At 55.5% G+C, this 21,904-nt stretch carries 20 protein-coding genes; 10 read left to right on the top strand and 10 right to left on the bottom strand.

Going from position 1 to position 21,904, the window contains the following annotated elements:
- The first annotated feature begins 4 nt into the window (after positions 1-4).
- Positions 5-868: a uroporphyrinogen-III C-methyltransferase gene (gene cobA, locus FFI61_RS00100; RefSeq protein ID WP_200202863.1), complete on the top strand. Its 864-nt coding sequence runs from the start codon at positions 5-7 to the stop codon at positions 866-868.
- Between the two features lie 47 nt (positions 869-915).
- On the top strand, positions 916-2,412 hold the full coding sequence (locus tag FFI61_RS00095) for a nitrite reductase (protein WP_200368854.1): 1,497 nt from the start codon (positions 916-918) through the stop codon (positions 2,410-2,412).
- A 24-nt stretch (positions 2,413-2,436) separates the two neighbouring features.
- On the opposite strand, the gene FFI61_RS00090 is transcribed toward FFI61_RS00095, so the two are convergent.
- The gene (locus FFI61_RS00090) at positions 2,437-4,563 is read right to left on the bottom strand and encodes a methyl-accepting chemotaxis protein (protein ID WP_200368853.1); all 2,127 of its coding nucleotides are present in this window, start codon (positions 4,561-4,563) and stop codon (positions 2,437-2,439) included.
- A 241-nt stretch (positions 4,564-4,804) separates the two neighbouring features.
- On the opposite strand from FFI61_RS00090, the gene FFI61_RS00085 reads away from it, so the two are divergent.
- The 4 genes from FFI61_RS00085 to FFI61_RS00070 all read left to right on the top strand — a co-directional run bounded on the left by FFI61_RS00085 (position 4,805) and on the right by FFI61_RS00070 (position 10,230).
- On the top strand, positions 4,805-5,506 hold the full coding sequence (locus FFI61_RS00085) for a Crp/Fnr family transcriptional regulator (RefSeq protein ID WP_200202866.1): 702 nt from the start codon (positions 4,805-4,807) through the stop codon (positions 5,504-5,506).
- Positions 5,507-5,598: 92 nt separating this feature from the next.
- The gene (gene trhA / locus FFI61_RS00080; RefSeq protein WP_200202867.1) at positions 5,599-6,264 is read left to right on the top strand and encodes a PAQR family membrane homeostasis protein TrhA; all 666 of its coding nucleotides are present in this window, start codon (positions 5,599-5,601) and stop codon (positions 6,262-6,264) included.
- A 137-nt stretch (positions 6,265-6,401) separates the two neighbouring features.
- Complete coding sequence (locus FFI61_RS00075) at positions 6,402-9,701, top strand: carboxyl transferase domain-containing protein (RefSeq protein WP_200368852.1); 3,300 nt, start codon at positions 6,402-6,404, stop codon at positions 9,699-9,701.
- A gap of 31 nt (positions 9,702-9,732) precedes the next feature.
- Positions 9,733-10,230 carry an acyl-CoA thioesterase gene (locus tag FFI61_RS00070; protein WP_200202869.1) on the top strand — a complete coding sequence of 166 codons (498 nt, stop codon included), beginning with the start codon at positions 9,733-9,735 and terminating at the stop codon, positions 10,228-10,230.
- Between the two features lie 15 nt (positions 10,231-10,245).
- Here the strand turns inward: FFI61_RS00070 and FFI61_RS00065 are convergent, their stop codons facing one another.
- On the bottom strand, positions 10,246-10,809 hold the full coding sequence (locus FFI61_RS00065) for a Yip1 family protein (RefSeq protein ID WP_200202870.1): 564 nt from the start codon (positions 10,807-10,809) through the stop codon (positions 10,246-10,248).
- Between the two features lie 118 nt (positions 10,810-10,927).
- Here FFI61_RS00065 and FFI61_RS00060 point away from each other — a divergent pair, with 118 nt between their 5' ends.
- Both FFI61_RS00060 and FFI61_RS00055 read left to right on the top strand, forming a co-directional pair.
- Positions 10,928-12,088, top strand: coding sequence for an NnrS family protein (locus FFI61_RS00060; RefSeq protein WP_200368851.1), 1,161 nt, complete (start codon positions 10,928-10,930; stop codon positions 12,086-12,088).
- Positions 12,089-12,344: 256 nt separating this feature from the next.
- Positions 12,345-13,937: an antiporter gene (locus tag FFI61_RS00055; RefSeq protein ID WP_200202872.1), complete on the top strand. Its 1,593-nt coding sequence runs from the start codon at positions 12,345-12,347 to the stop codon at positions 13,935-13,937.
- A gap of 94 nt (positions 13,938-14,031) precedes the next feature.
- On the opposite strand, the gene FFI61_RS00050 is transcribed toward FFI61_RS00055, so the two are convergent.
- The 8 genes from FFI61_RS00050 to FFI61_RS00015 form a co-directional block, all read right to left on the bottom strand.
- Entirely contained in the window at positions 14,032-14,616 is a 585-nt protein-coding gene (locus FFI61_RS00050) for a HupE/UreJ family protein (protein WP_200368850.1), read from the bottom strand.
- 47 nt (positions 14,617-14,663) lie between these two features.
- On the bottom strand, positions 14,664-15,302 hold the full coding sequence (gene ureG / locus FFI61_RS00045; RefSeq protein WP_200203125.1) for an urease accessory protein UreG: 639 nt from the start codon (positions 15,300-15,302) through the stop codon (positions 14,664-14,666).
- A 31-nt stretch (positions 15,303-15,333) separates the two neighbouring features.
- Positions 15,334-16,029, bottom strand: a complete 696-nt coding sequence (locus tag FFI61_RS00040) for an urease accessory protein UreF (protein WP_200369570.1) — start codon at positions 16,027-16,029, stop codon at positions 15,334-15,336.
- Positions 16,019-16,567: an urease accessory protein UreE gene (gene ureE, locus FFI61_RS00035; protein ID WP_200202874.1), complete on the bottom strand. Its 549-nt coding sequence runs from the start codon at positions 16,565-16,567 to the stop codon at positions 16,019-16,021. The genes FFI61_RS00040 and ureE overlap by 11 nt, the downstream gene beginning before the upstream one ends.
- A gap of 20 nt (positions 16,568-16,587) precedes the next feature.
- Positions 16,588-18,291 (bottom strand): urease subunit alpha, encoded by a 1,704-nt coding sequence (gene ureC, locus FFI61_RS00030; protein ID WP_200368849.1) that lies wholly within the window; start codon positions 18,289-18,291, stop codon positions 16,588-16,590.
- Complete coding sequence (locus FFI61_RS00025; RefSeq protein ID WP_200202876.1) at positions 18,288-18,623, bottom strand: urease subunit beta; 336 nt, start codon at positions 18,621-18,623, stop codon at positions 18,288-18,290. Before FFI61_RS00025 ends, ureC begins: the two co-directional genes overlap by 4 nt.
- 11 nt (positions 18,624-18,634) lie before the next feature.
- Positions 18,635-18,937, bottom strand: a complete 303-nt coding sequence (ureA, locus tag FFI61_RS00020) for an urease subunit gamma (protein WP_100638258.1) — start codon at positions 18,935-18,937, stop codon at positions 18,635-18,637.
- A 71-nt stretch (positions 18,938-19,008) separates the two neighbouring features.
- Positions 19,009-19,917 carry an urease accessory protein UreD gene (locus FFI61_RS00015; protein ID WP_200202877.1) on the bottom strand — a complete coding sequence of 303 codons (909 nt, stop codon included), beginning with the start codon at positions 19,915-19,917 and terminating at the stop codon, positions 19,009-19,011.
- Between the two features lie 131 nt (positions 19,918-20,048).
- Between FFI61_RS00015 and FFI61_RS00010 the strand changes: the two genes are divergently transcribed.
- Together FFI61_RS00010 and FFI61_RS00005 are read left to right on the top strand one after the other, a co-directional pair.
- On the top strand, positions 20,049-20,903 hold the full coding sequence (locus tag FFI61_RS00010; protein ID WP_200368848.1) for a tyrosine-type recombinase/integrase: 855 nt from the start codon (positions 20,049-20,051) through the stop codon (positions 20,901-20,903).
- Positions 20,900-21,904: IS91 family transposase (locus FFI61_RS00005; protein WP_200368847.1), on the top strand; the 1,005-nt coding region annotated here is incomplete at its 3' end. The genes FFI61_RS00010 and FFI61_RS00005, both read left to right, overlap by 4 nt.

Genomic DNA, 21,904 nt, shown 5'->3' with positions numbered 1-21,904 from the left:
CAGCATGACAATCAGCCAGAGAAAGAAGTGCCTGGTGGAATTCCAGCTGGCGGAACAGCCCTTCCGAGCCGGTGAGGTCGCCATTGTAGGTGCCGGCCCGGGCGATCCCGGTCTGCTGACCCTCAGAGCCCTGATGCTGATCCAGCAGGCCGACGCCATCGTTTACGACCGACTGGTGTCGCCACAGATTATGGAACTGGTTAACCCGGCCGCCGAGCGAATCCACGTGGGTAAAGCCAGCGGCTGCCACTACGTTGCCCAGGAAGATACCAACGAACTTCTGGTGCAGCTGGCGGTAAAGCAACGCCGCGTTGTACGACTGAAAGGCGGCGACCCGTATATCTTTGGCCGCGGCGGTGAAGAAGCCGAGTTTCTGGTGGATAACGACATAGATTTTCTGGTTGTGCCGGGCATTACCTCTGCAGCCGGCTGTGCCTCATACTGTGGCATTCCTCTCACACATCGGGACTACGCTCAAAGCGTCACATTCGTAACTGGCCACCGCAAAGCGGACCATGCTCTGGATCTGAACTGGAAGGTTCTGGCGGCACCAAACCAGACTCGCGTGTTCTACATGGGCCTGCATAACGCACCCACCATTGTGCGCGAGTTGATGGCCAACGGCCTGTCCGGAGAATGCCCTGTGGCTCTGGTGGAACGTGGCACAACCCCGCAACAGCACATGACCGTGACCACGCTTAAAAACCTGGAAGAAACCATCAAAATGGAAGGCTTTCAGCCGCCCACGCTGATTATTGTTGGCGAGGTTGTGCAGCTGGCAGAAAAGCTCGCACAACCGGGCCAGGCAGGCTGGAACAGCGCGTTAGTTGGTTCGGCCGCTGCCACCGCTACGCAGCGGCCAGCATAAACGAAACGGGCCTGAAGACATTACCAATGCTCCAAACTGGAAACTCGATGCAACAGACTCTGAAAACCCTGATGCTGACTGCAGGCCTGCTGGCCTCGCCCTTGACTAACGCAAACACAAGCGAACAGACAACAGAAGCCCTGTATCAACAACACTGCGCAAGCTGCCATGGCAGCGACAGACTTGGCGGCATGGGCCCGGCCTTGCTGCCGGACAATCTCTCTCGCCTGAAAAAAGACCAGGCTGAGGACGCCATTCGCAACGGCCGGCCCGCCACTCAAATGCTTGGGTTCGCCGACGTGCTGAACGAGGAATCCATTACCGCTCTGGCTGAATATATCTATCAGCCACCAGAGCAGGAGCCCGTATGGGGCAAAAGCGAAATTGCCGCCAGCCACCTGCTGCCTCACCCGGCGGGCTCGCTCCCTGACAAGCCGGCTTATGAAGCCGACATGATGAACCTGTTCCTCGTAGTGGAGATCGGCGACCACCACGTGACTCTGCTCGACGGCGATAGCATGGAACCCATCCATCGTTTTGCCAGCCGCTATGCCCTGCACGGTGGCCCAAAGTACAGCCCCGATGGCCGCTATGTATACTTCGGCTCACGGGATGGCTGGATTACCAAATACGACCTCTACAACCTCAAAGTAGTCGCAGAAATCCGCGCTGGCATCAACATGCGTAACATTGCTGTCTCCGCTGATGGTGGCCACATAATGGCGGCCAACTACCTGCCCCACACGCTGGTGCTGTTCGATGCAGACAACCTTGACCTGCTGGAAATCATCCCCGTTGAGAACGATGCAAAAGAAAGCTCTCGGGTAAGCGCCGTTTACGCCGCTCCACCCCGGAATAGCTTTATCGCTGCGCTGAAAGACATTCCGGAAGCCTGGGAGATCACCGTAGAAAACGACAAAGCCAAAGTGCGCAGAATGCAAACCGATACCTGGCTTGATGACTTTTTCTTCGACCCGGGTTACCAGCATCTCATTGGTGCAGCCCGCGATGGCAAGCACGGTTTGGTAATCAACATGGACACCGGCAAAACCACCGCCGACCTGCCCCTGCCTGGCATGCCTCACTTGGGCTCCGGCATTACCTGGGACTATCAGGGCACCCGGGTAATGGCCACTCCGCACTTCCGCTCCAGCGCTGTTTCCATCATCGACATGGACACCTGGAAGGTAATCAAAACTCTGGAAACGGCAGGCCCCGGCTTCTTCATGCGCAGCCACGAAAACTCACGCTACGCATGGGTAGACGTCTTCTTCGGGCCAAACAAAGACAAAGTTCATGTGATCGACAAACAAACTCTGGAGATCGTAAAAACCCTCCAGCCAGCTCCCGGCAAAGTAGCGGCACATGTTGAGTTCGACCGCTACGGTAAAAAACTGCTGCTGAGCATCTGGGACGAAGACGGAGCCGTTATTGTCTATGACGCCGAAACCCTGGAGGAAGAAAAGCGAATCCCGATGAACAAGCCATCGGGAAAGTACAACGTATGGAACAAAATCAACTACGAGGAAGGCACCAGCCACTAGGTTAGAGGCATCAGCTGAGCCGGCTCAGGTTTTCAGCCGGCTCAGTTCGCTATCGAGTATTTTAACTTCTTCATCAAGGGACTCGCCGCTGCTCCGCGCCTGATGGGCGAGCTCGCGCAGATCGCTGGCTGCATCACCAATGGCCGTCAGATTGCGGTTAATTTCCTCGCTGACCGAACTTTGCTCTTCGGCTGCAGTCGCCACCTGGGTAACATGTTCCACGATGGTTCCAATACGATCGACTACGGCTGCCAGCGAGTGGCCTGCCTCACGGGTCCCATCGACGGCCATGCTGGCGCGGTCAACACCAGCATCGATGACCGAGACTGTCTGGCGTACCTCCTGCTGCAGACCCTCAATCATCTGGCTGATTTCATCGGTTGACTCCCGGGTACGTGATGCCAGGGTGCGGACTTCATCTGCTACCACAGCAAATCCCCGGCCTTGCTCGCCAGCCCGGGCAGCCTCAATGGCGGCATTAAGTGCCAAGAGGTTAGTCTGTTCAGCAATGCCCCGAATCACTTCAAGAATACGGTTAATCTCATCACTGCGATTGGCAACATGGCCAATCGCCTCACTGGCCTCGCCCATATCGCTGGCCAGGGCACTAACCCCCTCAACGGCAGAACCAAGCGTAGCCTGAGTAAAGCCAATTCCATCCCGAGCCTGGCGGGCGTTTTCGGCAGACTCACTGGCAAAGCCCGCAACCTCACTGGCCGCTGCTGACATTTCATTCATTGCAGCAACCACGCTATCCACCTCACGGTGTTGCCGTTCGGTATTTTCCTCTGTCTCCCGTGCAACAGTACCAACATCTGATGCCTGCTGATGCACACGAGCATTCACGGCCTTCAGATCATTGATCATCTCCCGCAGGCGCGAAGTGAAGGCATTAAAGCCGCTGGCAAGCTCAATCAATTCAGCATGGGTATCAATATCAAGCTCATGGGTGAGGTCACCTTCGGCACTGCTGAGGTTATTCATCCGGTCACGAATTTCATCCAACGGCCGGGTTACCGAGCGCACCATCACGATCAGCATCAATACCGATAATACTGATACGACAATGCCCACCAGCAACTGTCGTTGGGCTGTTGCTGAAACCTCAGCTGAGAGCAGTGCGGTGATCTCTGTGAGTTCTGCCAATGCTGCAGCTCTTGGCAGCTCGATCAGCAAAGACCACTCTTTGCCAGTATCGGCGACCCGAACCGGGTAAGAAACGGCCAAGGTTTCGCCATCATCATAACGACCATCCGTGCGGTGCAACTCGGCCATTTCCCCCGCCAACCCGGGCATTACCTCCGCCAGAGGCCTGGCCAGAGCATTGCCATAATGGCTCGCTGCCACTATCAGGCCCCTCTCGCTCAGCAGAGTGACTCGCGACTGCCCACCGTAAAGCTGCTCACTTACTGTTTTCACAGTTTCCTGCAATGTATCAAGATTGATATCTACACCCACAACACCGGCAAAGTTGCCGCCTGCCATCACGGGCACCACCAGCGTGGTGACGAGCTTGGTGTAGCCGTCTTCGATCTGGTAATTGTATGGCTCCATAATGCAGCTGGACTTCGTTTCCATCGGGCAGAAATACCACTCTGCTTCACGCAAGCCAAACTCGTTCAATGTGTCGTCATACTTCTCGTTGGGATCATCAACCTGCTCAAGCTTGATATCCCCCATACGGTCACGAAAATAGTAGATTTCCAATGTGCCTATATCTGTACTGTGCTCCTCAACCCCCCCGGTGAAATAGCGATCCTGGCCATCGTACCCGTCAGGCTCAAACTGGGCGTAGATTGTGCTCAGGTCCTCCTCTGCAATCAGCACCGAACGCACGGCATCAGACAGTGCACTGCGGCTGATCCGGTCGGAGTTATCCGCCGCTATATTTTCCTCGATTATGTTTCTCACCACCCCCGGCACTTTGAACGCTGAATTGAACTTGCCACTCACCTGCTCGCCATACTCACCTGCCGTTGCTAACAGGCGGTCCATTACTATCCCCTGCACCAGTGTGCCGGTTTCCAGGGCCAGGCGGTTCTCCATTTGACGGAGTGACAACTGCGCAGTCATCACCATGCTGATACCCATTAGCAGCAGCAAGCCAATGACCAGAGCATACAGCTTGATCTTGAGGGGGAGCTTTTTCATATTTCCAACGCCTTTCGGAGGTTCGACAATCAACCGGTGCAGTGCAATCGATCATGCCTATTATAGTAGATACTGACGACAGACAGGTCGGCTGCCAGTAAAGTAGTGGATTTGCGGTAACAGGGTGTCACCCCGAGAGGCTTGCTTATCGAGTGAATGAAAAAGCCTTAATGATTTAAGTCATTTCCTGTAGCCTCTCTCTGTTAGGATAATTGACACATATTCCAATGGCGACTACGCAATGATCCGCAACACAAATCCAAAACTGTCCTCCTCCCCCTGCATGCTTGGAGAAAGTAATCCAGACATCGTTCAGTACGGGACAGCGCCGCAGTCAACGGCCTTGCTCAACGGTCTGAGCCGAGTGTTCGGGATACGTGTAACCGAAAAGCAGGACACCCCTGAGGCCAGGTTTTTGAGTGACCTCACGCGATTGTTTCATCAGCGCCGAGTCGACGCCGAAGCACAAATGGAAAAGCACGACACCCCTTGGGCCAACGTATACCTGATTCAGCACGGCATCATGCGCCTGTTCAGAGAAGCGCCCAGTGGCAAGGTAGCGATACACCACTTTTTTACTGAAGGCGATATGGTCTGGCCTGTGTTTGGCCGCAGTCGCACAGTGCGCAACACCCTTTGCCTCACCACTGTCACACCAGCCACCGTATGGGTCGCCGACTTTGCAGCTTTCCGAGCTGCAATTCACTCTCACGGTGACGGAATCTGGCCAAAGTTCGCAATGGCACTCACAGAAGAACTGGCAGAGCTTGCCAGCATGCGGGAGTTCCGCAAGCACACCATGTCGGCCAAAGAGCGCTATCAATTACTACTCGAAGAGTACCCGGAGCTGGTAAAGCGCGTGCCAGACAACCAGCTTGCCTCATGGCTGGGCGTTGTACCTGCAACCTTCTCCCGGCTTAAAACCGGTGCCATAAAGTACTGACGGCCAGCTCACAAAACCGCTACCGTCAGTCATTGCGTACAGGTGTACGCTGAAGTACCGTGTTGCGACGATACAACACGGACTTTGCCCCAATGAATACGCCACAACTCCCCTGCCAACCTGCCCATAAACGAATAGAGGAATGGCTGAACAGCGCCACTCACAGTATTGGCGCATTGCTCAGCGTCATAGGCACCATCGCACTGATCATTGGCGCCACGCAGTTACACGACACCTGGAAAATTGTCAGCTTCAGCATATTCGGCGCATCCTTGATTCTATTGTATATGGCCTCCGCCCTATACCATGGCGCACGCCGGCCTGAGCTGAAAAAAGCCTTCAAAACCCTCGACCACTGCGCCATTTTCCTGCTGATTGCGGGCACCTATACCCCATTTCTTCTGGTAAACATGCGCGGAACCGTCGGCTGGACACTGTTTGCAATAATATGGTCGCTGGCCATTACCGGCGTGGTCTTGAAAGTCATCTTTGCCAATCGCTTCAAGCTGGTACGGGTGGGCATCTACATCGCCATGGGTTGGCTCATCACGTTTGCCTCCTCAGATCTGGTGGCAAGCCTGAACGAAACCGCACTAACCCTCACTATTGCTGGCGGCATTGTTTACACCGCTGGTGTTGCCTTTTACCTGGCCGATCGCATTCCCTATATGCATGCGGTTTGGCACCTGTTCGTAATCGGCGGCAGTGCCTGTCATTTCAGTGCCATTTATTTTGGTGTACTTCCTTACGCTACATGATGGCAGCGATTAATAAGCGTGCTACTCTTCTGATGCATTGAATCCACATTCATTTATGTCGATTATCTCAAAGCCCAGACAACCGCGGGTCAACGGGTAATCACAGAACAAAGCAATCAGAACAAAAAGGTGCGTGAGTGAAATTCAACAAGCTACTGATCGCCAACCGTGGCGAAGTCGCCATTCGAATCGCCAGAGCAGCCGGGGACATGGGGCTGGAGTGTGTTGCTGTCTACTCTGAAGACGACAGCGAATCCCTGCATATCCAGCATGCGAATCAGGCTATCAAGCTGCCCGGTAAAGGTGCTAGAGCCTATCTGGATATTGAGGCGATCATAGCAGCCGCGATTGAGGCAGGAGCCGATGCCCTGCACCCTGGGTATGGCTTTTTGAGCGAGAATCCGGAACTGGCCCGCCGCTGCGTGCAACAAGGCATTACGTTTATCGGCCCGGATGCCAGCACGCTTGAACAGCTTGGGGATAAGGCAGCAGCACGGCACCTTGCCCAGAGTTGTGGCGTGCCCATTACACCCGGCACTCAAGGCCGCACCTCTCTCGAGGAGGTTAAAGCGTTCATTGCCAACCAAAATGGCAATGCCTCAGCTGTGATCAAAGCCATATCCGGCGGCGGTGGCCGGGGCATGCGCATTGTTCAGCCCGGCGATGATATTGAAGCCAATTTCCACGCCTGTGCCCGTGAAGCCAAAGCCGCTTTCGGCGACGACGATCTGTACGTTGAACAACTCATTGAGCGGGCCCGCCATATCGAAGTGCAGGTGTTGGGCGATGGCCTTGGAAACGCCGTACACCTATGGGAGCGTGAGTGCAGCCTGCAGCGGCGCAACCAGAAGCTGATTGAAATTGCTCCAAGCCCCACGCTTTCCGAAGCCACCCGAAATCGACTTCTGGAAGCGGCTTTACGCCTGGCACAGGAAGCAAACTACGCAGGCCTTGGTACCTTTGAATTTCTGGTGGACGCAAACGGCTCTGACTTCTACTTCATGGAGGCCAACCCCAGGCTTCAGGTAGAACACACCATTACCGAAGAAATCACCGGAATTGATCTGGTTCAGGCGCAGATTGCTGTGCTTGGCGGAGCCAGCCTCCAGAGTCTTCAGCTACAACAAGCCGATATCCCTGCACCAAACGGATTTGCCATTCAGTGTCGTATCAACATGGAGTCCCTGGACGCCAGCGGAGTTACCCGCCCAAGCGGCGGCACGCTGAGCGTATTCGAACCACCCGGCGGCCCGGGTGTTCGGGTCGACACCTACGGCTACAACGGGTACACCACCAACCCTAATTTCGACTCCCTGTTAGCCAAGGTTATCGTGCACAGCCGCTCACAGGATTACGCCCAATCGGTAAGAAAAGCCTACCGGGCACTGTGCCAGTTCCGGGTTGAAGGTGTCAGAACAAACATCAGTTTCTTGCAGGCTTTGCTGTCCCAATCCGATGTTGCGGATAACCGCGTGTATACCCGTTATGTGGACGACCAGATGGCGGCGCTGGTTGCCAAGTGCGAGCAGGAGCATCCTCGCCTGTTTTCCTCCACTGGGCCGGCACAAAAAACCGAGAGCACCACGCCCGGAACAGAGGCGCCGGAAGGTACAGAGGCTGCCTCAGCTCCCATGCAAGGGCAGTTAATCAAATCTCTGGTGGCGGTAGGGGAAAACGTACACAAAGGCCAAACCCTCGCCATTATTGAAGCCATGAAAATGGAGCATGAGATACAAGCGTCTGTTTCAGGCAGTGTTCATAGCCTTCCACTTGAACATGGCGACTACGTGAGCGAAGGTCAGGCAATTGCCTATATCGAACCTGGCGAGGGAACCCAAAACACAGAAACGACCGAGAAAGCGGTCGACCTGAACCACATACGCCCGGATCTGGCAGAGTCCTTTGAGCGTCACCGGTTGACTCAGGATGAAGCCCGCCCGGAAGTAATGGCCAAGCGCCACAAGCGGGGCATGCTATCGGCACGGGAAAACGTTGCCAATATCTGCGACCCGGGCAGTTTCATGGAATACGGTGCCCTCACCTTCGCCGCCCAGCGCAAGCGTCGGTCAGCAGAGGAGTTGATGCAATCCACACCGGCCGACGGTTTGGTAACGGGCGTGGGCGCGGTGAACGGTGACAGTTTCAGCGAAGACCAGGCTCGCTGTGCGGTGCTGGCGTACGATTACACTGTGCTTGCCGGTACCCAAGGCACCATGAACCACCGCAAGACTGACCGGATTCTGCATGTGGCGGAAGAGCAACATCTGCCGGTCATTTTCTTCACAGAAGGTGGTGGCGGACGACCCGGTGATACCGATGACGCAACCCTGATCGCTGGCCTGCACACACCCAGCTTTCTGCAATACGCAAGGTTAAGCGCTTTGGCGCCACGCATTGCCATAGTGTCTGGCCGCTGCTTTGCCGGGAACGCGGTATTCGCCGGTTCCAGTGACTTGCTTATCGCCACCCGCAACGCGAGCCTGGGCATGGCAGGCCCGGCAATGATTGAAGGTGGTGGCCTGGGTGTATTTGCGCCAGAGGATGTTGGCCCCATGTCTGTGCAGGTGGCCAACGGTGTGGTGGATTGTCTGGTAGAGAACGAGCAAGAGGCCGCTCAGGTAGCCCGCAAGCTCATGTCCTATTTCCAGGGAGCCACCGCTGATTGGCAATGCGACGACCAACGCCTGTTACGTTCAAGCATTCCGGAAAACCGCCTGCGCTCCTACGACATTCGTGCATTGATTCGCACCCTGGCCGATACCGACAGCTACCTTGAGCTAAGGCCAGACTTCGCCTCCGGCATGGTCACGGCCTTTGCCCGCATTGAAGGCAGGCCCGTGGGAATCATGGCCAACGACCCAAGACACCTTGGCGGCGCCATTGATGCCAATGGTTCAGACAAAGCCGCACGGTTTATGCAGCTGTGCGATGCCTTCGATGTGCCACTGGTGAGCTTGTGCGACACCCCGGGCTTCATGGTCGGGCCAGAGGCCGAGAAATCCGGACTGGTTCGTCATACCAGCCGCCTGTTTGTGACGGCAGCCAGCCTGCAGATTCCCCTGTTCACCGTTGTGCTGCGCAAAGGCTATGGGCTTGGCGCTATGGGCATGGCCGCAGGCTCCTTCCACAACCCTTTCTTCACCGTGGCTTGGCCCACCGGGGAGTTTGGAGGCATGGGGCTGGAAGGTGCAGTACGCCTGGGGTACAAGAATGAACTTGCGAAGGCTGGCGACGAGGCCGCGCAAAAAGCTCTATTTGATAAGCTGGTCGCCAAGCACTATGAGCAGGGTAAAGCCCTGAGCATGGCGGTATCGCTGGAAATTGACGCGGTAATTGACCCCCTCGAAACCCGAAGCTGGATTATTCGGGGGCTCAAGTCTGCGAAGAAAGCGGGGCCAAGGCAGGGCCGGCGCAGGCCGATGATCGATACCTGGTAAGCACATTTTTGCAGGAACAAGGAAAGCGACAATGACAAAAACACTGGAGACACCTGAGCAAAAGCCTTCTGAAGACAAGCCGTTCAGGTATTTCATGCAGGTTCGGTATAGCGAATGCGACGCTCAGCTTGTGGTTTTCAATGCCCGCTACGGGGATTACATTGAACTGGCAGCCACTGAGTTCCTGTACATTGTGGGCGCTGAGTTGCCAGATCTGGAGAGCAGTTTTGACTATCAGGTGGTCAAGCTGACCATTGAATGGCAGGCTCCGGCTCGCTATCGCGACACCTTGGAAATATCAGTCAACGTCACCCATGTGGGCAACACGTCGTTTGAGCTAACCACGGAGTTTCGAAATGCGAAGACCGGGCAGTTCCTTGCCAAGGGCGAACTGATCGGGGTTGCCGTTAATCCGCAAAACGTCGAGAAGATGTCGATTCCCGACACCATGAAGCACGAAATGATAAATGGAGCACGAGGAAAGTTTGTTGACCACGCGGGGCTTTTTACAGCCCCACAGGCCAAATGATTTACCGCGACTGAATCAATATGCCCAAACCAGCGCCATCAATACTCCCCATGCCAGCAGGGACGCTGCCATTACGGTGTAGGCAACGGACATACTGATAACATCGCCAGGACTGCGGTGGCACAAGGATCTCATGCCCTGATACACAAGGGTGCAGGACAGTGCCATTGCAACCAGCACCGCCAGCACACTAACCATAACCACAGGCACAAGTAGCGCCAGTGACGATAGCCATAGTGGCAAGGGCGCAATCGCCGCAAGCAAATAGGCGTCGTTGTAACTGATTTCCAGCTTATGACCTTCAACCACACTGTGTATCAGCCAGCCCATCACAAAAAACGTCAGTAGCTCCGCCAGAAAGAGAATGGTGGTAATAAAGCGCCATTCCTTGTCTCCGAAGCCGGCAATGAAGTCGTTGCCGTAGTGAGTGCCAGCGTAATACAACATCACAGGCGGTATGAGCGACATGGGCACAACAACAAACCAGGCAAGAACTGGTATGGAGATCTGCCTATCCTGAAGTTCAGCCCACCCCCCATTGCTGGAAAACGGGAGTTTTAACAGGTTTGAAACATTCATGGTGAACCTCCTTGCTCTCGAGTGGGCGGAGTTGCCTCACGGGACAGCTTTTGCAATATTATGATGGCTTTTACTTATTCTTTTTAGGCGCCTTTCCCTGAACCGTCAATTAGCCGGGATGACCTTGAACAACTCAACTAACATACGAAAACACAAGTCTCAGGCCTTCTGGTTGTTTTTCCCGGCGGCAAGCTTACTGGCTGCACTTGCCGTTCCGCTGACTGTGTGGGCAGTTTGGTCAGGTACTGGCTGGCCCGCTGGATTGCTTGGTTCCGGGCATGGCCATGAATTAATTTTCGGCTTTGCTCTGGCGCTGGTTGCGGGTTACACACTGGGTCCACAGTCTGCCACTCTGCTTTATCCGCTGTTTGGTCTGTGGTTGGCTGCAAGGCTGAGCTGGATTTTCCAGCCTCACAGCCTTCTGGCTGAGATTTTGGGCCCTGCATTCGCTCTATTGCTTGCCTGGCACGTGGTGCCTCGCTTCAGCGCTGCGAAAAAATGGCGAAACAAAATGGTCGGGCCGCTGATTCTGCTGATCTGCCTGCTGGCGCTCGCATTCTGGTTTTCTTCCTCCCTGTATTCCCCGATCGCGGCCTGGTTACCTGGCCCAATCCCGCTTATGCAATCCGCCATTGTTGGGCTGCTGTTGTTAATGACCTTCATGGGAGGGCGACTCATTGCACCAGCGGTTGCAGGCACCTTGGAGAAAAAGGGCATACCTCTGGAAGCGCGGGTTCAACCGCGAATTGAGGGTTTATTAATCCTCGTACTAGGGAGTTCCATTTTTCTCATGGCATTTCCAGCCGCAAATCTGCTAACCGGCAGTTTGCTCATTGCTGCTGCCGCGCTGATCGCCATTCGCACCTTGCGCTGGAAGCTTTGGCACTGCCTTGAACGCGCTGATTTACTGGTTTTGGCCCTGGGTTACATGTGGCTAGCCATTGGCGCTCTATGCACAGGCATTGCTCTCATGCAGGGCTGGTTGCCAGCAGCCGCCCTGCACCTGATTACTATTGGGGCACTGGGAACCTTGTCTACAAGCATAATGCTTCGGCTGGCCTGGCAAAGAAGCCACCGAAAACCGCCGCCCGCCAGCGAGGTTTTCCCTATTGCGGCACTTCTGGCTATCGCCGCCATTAGCCGCTTTATTGCAGGCAGCTCCCCCTTTAGTGCGCCAACACTGCTTTGGCTATCTGCCGGCACTTGGGCGCTGGCTTATCTATGGATCACCCTCAGGCTCCTGTTTCTTGCAAAACATTCCAAAAACCGCAGGAAATGAATGGCTACCTCTCCTGCGCTTTTGCCCGAAATGGCTACCTACTTGGTGATATCACCGCTGTATCCACATGATTTATATAGATTAATAACGCCAATTCCAGCATCGGGCATCAAGCGTCCCGGCACACCTCGCTGCCAAATTTTTTTCCTTGACTAATATCATGATTAGTCAGGTGCATCACTTTGCACAATGGTAACAAGAAGCCCGCAAACCGCGCCCCATGCGGCACCGGGCAGGCTAACCGAGGAGTATTCTTATGGCTAAAACCAACGCCGACATCGAGCACTGGGATGTCGAAAATGATGAATTCTGGGAAAAGGAAGGCAAACGTATTGCCTCCCGTAACCTGTGGATATCCATACCCAGTCTGTTGATGGGCTTTGCCGTCTGGCTGATGTGGGGAATGATCACAACCCAGATGAAAAACCTGGGCTTTGACTTCACCATTGAACAGCTTTTCACTCTTTCGGCGATTGCCGGCTTGTCCGGTGCTACTCTGCGGATCCCGGCATCGTTCATGATCAAGATTGCCGGTGGCCGCAACACCATCTTTCTGACCACTGCGCTGCTCATGATACCCGCTGCGGGCACCGGTATTGCACTGATGAATCCCGATACTCCATTCATCGTGTTCCAGGCTCTTGCCCTGCTCTCGGGCATCGGTGGCGGCAACTTTGCCTGCTCTATGAGCAACATCAGCTCCTTCTACCCCAAAAGCAAGCAAGGCTATGGTCTTGGCATGAATGCGGGCCTCGGTAACTTTGGCGTTACCACCATGCAGGTTCTGATCCCTTTGGTGATGACAGTCGGCATATTCGGAGTCCTGGCCGGCGACCCTATGCAACTGCAAAGTCCAAGCGGAACCCTCATCGGCCGTATTGAAGCCGGCACCGACACCTGGATCCAGAACGCCGGCTTTATCTGGCTGGTATTCCTCATTCCCCTGGCCTTTGCCGGCTGGTTTGGCATGAACAACCTCAAGGTCGTTACCCCTAACCCGGGCAACCCTGTGTCTGCCTTCAGCAAAATACTTGGTCTCTACGGTGTGGGCATTCTCACCTCGGTAATCGGTGTCTGGGCCCTCACAGTAATGAACATGTGGCTGGCCCTGCCGCTAACCATCATTCTGACTGTGGTTCTTCTGCGTCTGATCCCCGGCGACATCAAGCCCAACATCAAGAACCAGTTTGCCATTTTCAGCAACAAGCACACCTGGTCGATGACCGTGCTGTACATTCTGACCTTTGGCTCGTTCATTGGCTTCTCTGCTGCGCTGCCACTGTCTATAGGCGTTATCTTCGGCAACATGATGGAAGTGGCTGCCGACGGCACTGTAACCCGCGTTGTTAACCCGAATGCACCGAGCGCACTGACCTGGGCCTGGATGGGACCCTTTGTAGGCGCTCTGATTCGCCCTGTAGGTGGCTGGATTTCCGACAAGTTCGGTGGCTCTATCGTTACCCAGATCATCTCGGTGGTAATGGTGGTGGCCTCTGTAGCGACTGGCTATGTGATGATGCTGGCCTACAACTCCACCGACCCCAACAGCTACTTTGCCCTGTTCCTGATCCTGTTCATTGTGATGTTCGCGGCCAGCGGCATCGGCAACGGCTCTACCTTCCGCAGCATTGGTTATATCTTTAACCAGCAGCAGAAGGGCCCGGTACTTGGCTGGACCAGCGCCATAGCCGCCTACGGTGCCTTTATTGCGCCCAAGCTGCTAGGTCAGCAGATTCAGGCGGGCACTCCGGAAGTGGCTATGTACGGGTTCGCAGTGTTCTACGCTTTGTGCCTGGTCGTTAACTGGTGGTTCTACCTGCGCAAAGGCGCATACATCAAGAACCCTTAAAGCGCCCAGCTAAACCGCAGACAAAAAAAGCCCGCCGAGGATATCCCCGGCGGGCTTTTTAGTGTGGCTGGAATGCTTTAACTATCCAAAGACATCAGCCTGCAGCCAAAACACCGCCTACAACAGCAACCACTCCACCCAATGCACGGGTAACACGGTTATCGGCCTTCAACATCAAGGTTCCCAAACCACGCCCCACAAAGGTAATCGCCAGAGTAGCCACAACGAAGCCGGCCATGTATGCCACCAAACTGGAGCCTGCAGCCATTTCAGTGCCGTGCGCATAACCGTGGGTGATCATGAACAGAGCAACCAAAGCGCCCCCGACAGCCGTTGGCAGTTTTGCCATGGTGGCAATCAGCACTCCGGCCAGGAGCACCGACATGGCAATGCCGGTTTCCACACCCACCAGGCTAACACCACCCCAGGCGATAGCTGCGCCCAACACCATGCCTCCCACTACAAATAACGGTATTGCGTTTTTCATGACCCGGTTCTGTCGAACGCTCCAGAAACCAATGGCGGCCATGGCCAACAAATGGTCTATGCCCAACATCGGGTGCAACAATCCGCTGAGAAAACCGCTATGGGTGTGGTTAGCCTCACCCGTGTGCGCCACAGCGAGGGTAGCAGTCAACATCAAGCCAACGGTCATCAGCAACTTGGTTATTCTGGTCATAGTACTCTCCGTCTATTCTCTGCGTTTATTGTCAGGCTTGTGTGCACTCAGGCGGTATCGGTGAGTTTTTCAGGTCGACGTTCGGGCAGCATGCCCTGTTTCAGAATGAAGCTGATTATCTCTTCAAGGCCAACACCGTCGTACAGATTGGTGAATACGAAGGGACGATCACCTCGCATTTTTCTGGAATCCCGCTCCATCACATCCAGCGAAGCATGTACGTATTCAGCGATGTCGATCTTGTTGATGATCAGCAGGTCTGACTTCGTGATGCCGGGGCCGCCTTTGCGTGGAATTTTGTCGCCAGCCGCAACATCGATAACGTACAGGGTCAAATCCGACAGCTCCGGGCTGAACGTAGCTGCGAGGTTGTCGCCACCAGATTCCACCAATACAAGCTCCAGATTTGGATGGCGCGCCTGTAGGTCATCAATGGCCGCCAGGTTCATGGACGCATCTTCACGGATAGCCGTGTGCGGGCACCCCCCGGTTTCTACCCCCAAAATACGGTCTGCAGGCAGCGCCTCGTGTTTCAGCAGGAAGTCGGCATCTTCACGGGTGTAGATGTCGTTGGTGACTACCGCTATGTCGTAGTGATCTTTCAAAGCACTGCACAGCTGCCGCAACAGGGCCGTTTTTCCGGAACCTACCGGCCCACCAACGCCTACTCGTAAACAATGTTTCATCGTTGTTTGTCCCTCTGTGTACTCAAAGCAATCAGCTTCGGAATAGTCTTGAATATTGGGTTTCATGCTGGGCACTGCCAAGCGCCAGCCCTGGCAGAATGGGGCCCATTTGTTGGTCAGGTAGCGACAGTGCGCTTTCAACCGCCGCCACCAGTTTCGGGCGTAGCTGTTCGTTCAGGCGTTGCGCTGCAGTGTGCCCCAAAGGCATTGCCTTACAGGCAACGGCGAGCTGATTTTCAAGCCACCCCCACACAAACCCGAGCATGCTATGGCGCACTGGCACTTGTCGCTGGAAAGCCGTCCAGGCAAACACCGTCACGTAATCCGGCTCTTCCGGCAGCTGGTCAGCCTGCGGCTCAAGCTTCAAACTGGTCAGCAGGCGAAGCAATGCCAGCCCTAACCGCGTTCCTTCGTCACTCAATTCGGCGGTTTCCCGGCTGGCATTCAACCAATCGTTCCAGTATGCAAGTCCGCGGCTATCACCCTTGGCCCAACAGTTGTGTAGCCTGCATAGCACCGGCAACTCGCACCGGCTCAAGCCATCCTCAAGAACGCCTTCCAACCACTCGCCCAACTCCTCTTCGTTTCGAACCCAACCCATTTCAAAGGCGCTTTCCAGGCCTTGCGACCAGGCAAAAGCTCCTATAGGTAAAGCCGGGCTGACCAGTTGCATCAACCCAAGCAACGCCAAGTCGCTCGGCACGGTGGGCTGGCTGTCAGTGTGCATGGTTATGCTCTTCATCATGGCTATGACCATGGGAATGGTCGTGACGGTGAGAATGGCTATGGGAGTGCCCGTGACCATGTGAGTGCTCGCGCCCCGCATGGGCATAAGCACCGGACTCAGGATCAAAGGGCGCCAGATGGTGCTCCAGGCTTGCCCCCAACAGCTGGGCCAGCTCTTCCAGCACGTGATCTGGCGGAAACCTGACCCAGTGGCGCCCGTCTGCCTCAACACCCAAGGCAAGCGTTACATGGCGGTTGCCAAGGTGGTAGCACAGACGCGCCAAAGGCAATCCATTTTCAATATAGGCGGTTGTGACCGACTCATCAGCAGCACAAACACGAACTGTCTCGCCACCACTGGAGCGCAACAGATCTCCATGACGCAGCACAGGACCACGATCAAGGAACAATCCCACGTCGCGCCCCTTATCGGTCTTGGCCCGTAACCGACCCCGGATGCGTAATTCGTATGGCAGGGTCAGAGTGTCGTAGATCTCTCCTTCAGAACTGCCATCCAGCCTTTGTGTTAACTCAAGCATTTTGATGTCCTTACAAACGGTTAAAACAGGTGATAGCGCTGAGCCAGTGGCACTTCTGTGAGGGGTTCACAGGTCAGTAACTCGCCGTCTGCATGAACTTCATAAGTTTGCGGATCAACCGTCAGTTTTGGGTAGGCGCTATTCAACTTCATATCGCTCTTGCGCATCTGGCGGACGTTTTTAACAGCCACCAGCGGGCTCTTCAGACCCAGTTTTTCTTCCAGCCCTGTGTTCATTGCCGCCTGGCTTACAAAGGTCATTCGGGTGGCTGCGGCCGCCCTGCCCAAAGCCCCAAACATGCGCCGGTAATGCACGGGTTGTGGCGTGGAGATGGCAGCGTTGGGATCGCCCATGGCCGCGCCTGCAATCATGCCACCCTTGAGGATGATCGATGGCTTAACGCCGAAGAAGGCGGGTTTCCAAAGCACAAGGTCCGCCAACTTACCCACTTCCACAGAGCCAACCTCATGGCCAACACCGTGAGTAATGGCTGGGTTGATGGTGTATTTGGCGATATAACGCTTCACTCGAAAATTATCGGTACCGCGTTCCTGATCCTCCGGCAGCAAGCCTCGCTGAACCCGCATTTTGTGGGCGGTTTGCCAGGTGCGGCAGACCACTTCACCAATGCGACCCATGGCCTGGGAGTCTGACGAGATCATGGAGATCACGCCGATGTCGTGGAGAATGTCTTCAGCGGCGATGGTTTCACGACGAATACGGGAATCCGCAAAAGCCACGTCTTCCGGGATGTTGGGGTCCAGGTTATGGCACTCCATCAACATGTCGAGATGCTCATCAACAGTGTTGATGGTATATGGCCGGGTCGGGTTGGTAGACGACGGCAGCACGTTAGGCAGGCTGCAGGCAACGATAATGTCGGGCGCGTGGCCACCGCCTGCACCTTCTGTGTGGTAAGTGTGAATACAACGGTCTTTGAAGGCAGCCAGGGTGTCCTCGACAAAACCGGACTCGTTCAGGCTGTCGGCATGGATGGCAATCTGTATATCGTAGCGATCCGCTACATCCAGTGCATTGCTGATCGAGGCCGGCGCAGCGCCCCAATCCTCATGGATTTTCAGGCTCATGGCTCCGGCTTTCACCTGCTGCTCCAGCGCTTCTGGCGTACTGGCGCTGCCTTTACCGAGAAAACCTATATTGATAGGCAGGTCATCCACCGCCTGCATCATTTTACCCAAGTGCCATGGGCCAGGAGTGTGGGTGGTCGCAACGGAACCCGTTGCCGGCCCGGTACCGCCGCCAATCATGGTGGTAAGACCGCTCATCAAGGCCTCATCAACCTGCTGCGGGCAAATATAGTGAACGTGAGTGTCGACAGCGCCCGCGGTAAGTATCTGGCCTTCTCCGGCGATGATTTCAGTGCCGGCACCAATAACTATGTCAATATCGGGCTGGATGTCGGGGTTACCGGCTTTGCCGATGGCGGCAATGCGACCGTTTTTCAGCCCCACATCGGCCTTAACTATGCCCCACCAATCAATAACAATCGCATTGGTGATCACCGTATCCATTACGGCATCATCACAGCGCTGGCTTTGGCCCATGCCATCGCGAATAACCTTTCCGCCACCGAACATCACCTCTTCGCCGTAATGGGTGTGATCCTTTTCGATTTCGATCCACAGCTCCGTATCACCCAGGCGAATACGGTCGCCGGTGGTAGGGCCGTACATGTCTGAATAAGCTTGCCGGGAAATCTTCATGATTTTGCTCCCTCGTTCGGGTTCTTATCCAAAGGGCCCATCACTTCGCCACGAAAACCGTAGATGCGGCGCAAACCTACATAGGGTATCAATGTCACTTCGCGGGTCTGGCCAGGTTCAAAACGAATCGCTGTACCCGCTGCGATGGCGAGGCGATAGCCGTATGCTTTTTTTCGGTCCAGACGTAAAGCGGGGTTGGTTTCTGCAAAGTGATAATGGGAGCCGACCTGTATTGGGCGGTCGCCGGTGTTGGCGACGCTCATAGAAATACTTTCCCGCCCCACGCACAGCTCAATGTCTTCGCTCTTCAACTGATATTCACCAGGAATCATGGCGTGCCTCCTCACACAATGGGGTTATGGACGGTGACCAGTTTGGTACCGTCGGGGAAGGTTGCTTCTACCTGAACGGACTGAACCATCTCGGCAACGCCTTCCATCACATCGTCACGGGTCAGTATTTCGCGGCCGGCACTCATCATATCCGCCACAGTACGACCTTCGCGGGCACCTTCCATAATGGCGCAACTGATCAGCGCGACTGATTCCGGGTAGTTTAATTTGAGGCCTTTTTCCTTACGGCGTTCAGCGAGCAGGCCAGCGGTGAACAGCAGCAGTTTGTCTTTATCTCTTGGTGCTAATTCCATCACTAACTCCGTTGTTGTCGATATTATTGTGTTAGTGGCCTGTACCCGTACGACAGCTTCAGCATGAGCAGTCAGGTCAGCCAGATCCTCGGTACAATAGCCTTGTGGCCTGTAAGGCGCGGCCGGAGCAGATCCCGCGCCTGCTGAAACAGATCCCACACCTGATTACGTTCAGTGCCCAGATAGCGCAGCAAAATCACTCCGCGACGACAGGTAACAGCCCAGTGACTGGACGCCTGCATGTGCTCTCGCAGCGCTTGAACAGCTTCTTCAGGATCGCTCAGCCCTACCGCCCACATGGTGGCGTGAACCGTGGCGCCGCCTTGGCCCCATTTGCCGGTAAACCGCGGATGGCCAGGATCAATGCGTTGGCGTTCCAGCCACAGCGGCCGGCCATTTCGGGTGAGTTTAAAGCCTTGCTCCAGATAGCCGCTTGCAAACGGCAATTCGCTCGCCGGGCGACCAAGGCCGAGAATCTCCCAGCCCAGGCATTTGGCGTTGTCTTGCAGATCAATAATGAGAGTTTGCTCACCTCGGGAGCCATCAAAAGCCAGAGTTTCCTGGGGCAGCCACTCCAACGTCCCACCATTAGCCACTTTAAGCTGGGTGTGCTGGCTCCAGGCGACACCGTTGCTGTCGGCTCTATAAAGTTTGTTCGCGGCGGGTGTAGTTAACAGGGTGTGAGCCCCCTCCCCGACATTGACATCTATATTGAGCGAATCCCCACTGGCTACGCCGCCTGGCGGGTGTAAAAGATAAACGTGGCAGCAGCCATCACGTCCTTCAGGATAAAACGGCCGTTGAACCCGCAGGGGGCCATAGTGGCGAGCTGTCGTCATGCGGGTGATGCTGACATCACCGTCTGCGCGGGCACAGAACCCCAGTGTGAGGGAGGCGGCCCAGTGGCGACTGGCATCAAAACGATGCCCGGAATCCACCACAGCCCCTTGTTTCAGAGGCATAAAAGATAGAGTCGTCATGCTATCCAATCCTTGTTGAACTAAACCGCTTCGCGGTAGCGATTTCGCCCGCACATTTCCTGCGAAGCTGGGAGGACTGACGGATACTTTTGATTAGCCCAAGTGGGCTATTCAGAAGAGGAGAATCCGTCATGACACCCCTACGTCAGACCATGATCCAGGCCATGTGCCAACATGGCTTTTCCCCCCGAACCCAGCACAGCTATCTGTATGTCGTCACTGCGCTGGCCCGTTATTATCGGCGTTCGCCCGATCAGCTGAAGGTCGATGACTTACAAGCCTATTTCAACTATCTGGTTCAGGAGCGTTCCCTGTCACCGGCCAGTTGTCGCGTCTATTTGCATGGCATTCGATTTCTGTATTTGCAGGTGCTGCACTGGGCGCACTTCGATGTGACACTGGTCTTACCCAAGCGCCCTCAGCGCATTCCGGAACTGCTGACCCGACAGGAGGTCGCTCGTATACTGTCCGCGGTCTCCAACCCCAAGCATCGTGCCTTACTGTCCATCACCTACGGTTGCGGTTTGCGCGTCAGTGAAGCGGTGGCGTTGCAGGTGAAGGATGTTGATGGTGAGCGTCACCTGCTTCGAGTTGCTCAAGGTAAGGGAGCCAAGGACCGGATGGTGCCCCTGGCCCCCGGATTGCTCCAGGTGCTTCGTCAGTATTGGCGGACCTGTCGACCCATGCCCTGGCTATTTCCCAGTGAATTGCTGCCAGACAAGCATCTTCATATCACCACACCCCAGAAGGTGTACCACCAGGCCAAGCGCGTCAGCGGCATTCAGAAGTGCGGAGGTATTCATGCCCTGCGCCACGCCTATGCCACCCATCAGTTAGAACAGGGCGTTCCTCTCCATGAGTTGCAACGACTCCTGGGTCATAGCGATCTGCGCAGTACCCAGCGTTATTTGCATTGGTTGCCAGGGGCAACACCTCAGAACCGTGGTCCTGCAGACCTGATCGCGGGTCTCGGAGGTGCAGGATGACAGCCACACTGAGCGTCCAGAGTATTCTGCAACGATTCCTTCCGGGTCAGTCATTGGACAGTCACCGTCGCAAGGTCTGCGCTCGGCTAACGGCTTGCCGAACCGCCCGCATGGGCGGTATGGAGATGCGTTGTGATCATTGCGAGGCCCGTTCTATCTGCTATTACGGCTGCCGGGATCGGCATTGCCCGCAATGTCAGGGGCGTGCGACGGAACAATGGAGCGCACGGCAGCGATCCCTGTTGTTGCCGGTGCCTTACTTCCATCTGGTGTTTACGCTACCCCATACCTTGAACGGCTGGGTTCAGATCCATCCCGAGGTGATCTATCGCTGCTTGTTCGCAGCGGCGTGGGATACGCTCAGCCAGTTTGGGCGCAACACCCGGCACCTTGGCGGCGAGCTGGGCATGACAGCGGTGCTTCACACCTGGGGGCAGAACCTGAGTCGTCATGTTCACGTGCACTGCCTGGTTCCCGGCGGGGTGTTGACCGACACCGGCGACTGGCACAAAACCAAAAACGACTACCTATTCCCAGTGCGGGCCTTATCCCGGCGTTTTCGCGGGCGAATGGTGTCGTTGCTGAGAACCTCTGAGAACGCCGGAGACCTGCACCGGGTTACCCGAAGTGGTGAAGTTGATGACGTGCTCAACGGCCTGATGCAACAAGAGTGGGTTGTCTACACCCGGCACTGCCTGAACCAGGCTGATAGTGTGGTGGATTATCTGGCTCGCTACACGCACCGAATCGCCATCAGTAATGGGCGTTTATTGTCTATGGATGGTGACCGGATCTTGTTCCGATATAAGGATTACCGCGATGACTCCCGGATCAAGACCCAATGGCTGGAGGGACAAGAGTTCGTGCGGCGGTTCCTGAAGCATATTCTGCCCAAAGGCTTTATGCGTATTCGCCATTTTGGTTATCTGAGCAACCGAACCCGACGACGCAAACTGGCTGTTATCCGGCACTGCCTCTCGCAGCCGACCCGATCAGACGCG

This window comes from Marinobacter sp. DY40_1A1 (assembly GCF_016597815.1).
GTDB lineage: Bacteria > Pseudomonadota > Gammaproteobacteria > Pseudomonadales > Oleiphilaceae > Marinobacter > Marinobacter xiaoshiensis.
Note: the sequence above shows the minus strand (reverse complement) of the source record. Positions and strands in the feature narration are given on the sequence as shown.

What these genes read in the sequence shown, in the direction of transcription:
- cobA (WP_200202863.1), top strand. Translation starts at nt 5, where the DNA reads ATGACAATCAGCCAGAGAAAGAAGTGCCTGGTGGAATTCCAGCTGGCG.
- FFI61_RS00095 (WP_200368854.1), top strand. Translation starts at nt 916, where the DNA reads ATGCAACAGACTCTGAAAACCCTGATGCTGACTGCAGGCCTGCTGGCC.
- FFI61_RS00090 (WP_200368853.1), bottom strand. Translation starts at nt 4,563, where the DNA reads ATGAAAAAGCTCCCCCTCAAGATCAAGCTGTATGCTCTGGTCATTGGC.
- FFI61_RS00085 (WP_200202866.1), top strand. Translation starts at nt 4,805, where the DNA reads ATGATCCGCAACACAAATCCAAAACTGTCCTCCTCCCCCTGCATGCTT.
- trhA (WP_200202867.1), top strand. Translation starts at nt 5,599, where the DNA reads ATGAATACGCCACAACTCCCCTGCCAACCTGCCCATAAACGAATAGAG.
- FFI61_RS00070 (WP_200202869.1), top strand. Translation starts at nt 9,733, where the DNA reads ATGACAAAAACACTGGAGACACCTGAGCAAAAGCCTTCTGAAGACAAG.
- FFI61_RS00065 (WP_200202870.1), bottom strand. Translation starts at nt 10,809, where the DNA reads ATGAATGTTTCAAACCTGTTAAAACTCCCGTTTTCCAGCAATGGGGGG.
- FFI61_RS00060 (WP_200368851.1), top strand. Translation starts at nt 10,928, where the DNA reads ATGACCTTGAACAACTCAACTAACATACGAAAACACAAGTCTCAGGCC.
- FFI61_RS00055 (WP_200202872.1), top strand. Translation starts at nt 12,345, where the DNA reads ATGGCTAAAACCAACGCCGACATCGAGCACTGGGATGTCGAAAATGAT.
- FFI61_RS00050 (WP_200368850.1), bottom strand. Translation starts at nt 14,616, where the DNA reads ATGACCAGAATAACCAAGTTGCTGATGACCGTTGGCTTGATGTTGACT.
- ureG (WP_200203125.1), bottom strand. Translation starts at nt 15,302, where the DNA reads ATGAAACATTGTTTACGAGTAGGCGTTGGTGGGCCGGTAGGTTCCGGA.
- FFI61_RS00040 (WP_200369570.1), bottom strand. Translation starts at nt 16,029, where the DNA reads ATGCACACTGACAGCCAGCCCACCGTGCCGAGCGACTTGGCGTTGCTT.
- ureE (WP_200202874.1), bottom strand. Translation starts at nt 16,567, where the DNA reads ATGCTTGAGTTAACACAAAGGCTGGATGGCAGTTCTGAAGGAGAGATC.
- ureC (WP_200368849.1), bottom strand. Translation starts at nt 18,291, where the DNA reads ATGAAGATTTCCCGGCAAGCTTATTCAGACATGTACGGCCCTACCACC.
- FFI61_RS00025 (WP_200202876.1), bottom strand. Translation starts at nt 18,623, where the DNA reads ATGATTCCTGGTGAATATCAGTTGAAGAGCGAAGACATTGAGCTGTGC.
- ureA (WP_100638258.1), bottom strand. Translation starts at nt 18,937, where the DNA reads ATGGAATTAGCACCAAGAGATAAAGACAAACTGCTGCTGTTCACCGCT.
- FFI61_RS00015 (WP_200202877.1), bottom strand. Translation starts at nt 19,917, where the DNA reads ATGACGACTCTATCTTTTATGCCTCTGAAACAAGGGGCTGTGGTGGAT.
- FFI61_RS00010 (WP_200368848.1), top strand. Translation starts at nt 20,049, where the DNA reads ATGACACCCCTACGTCAGACCATGATCCAGGCCATGTGCCAACATGGC.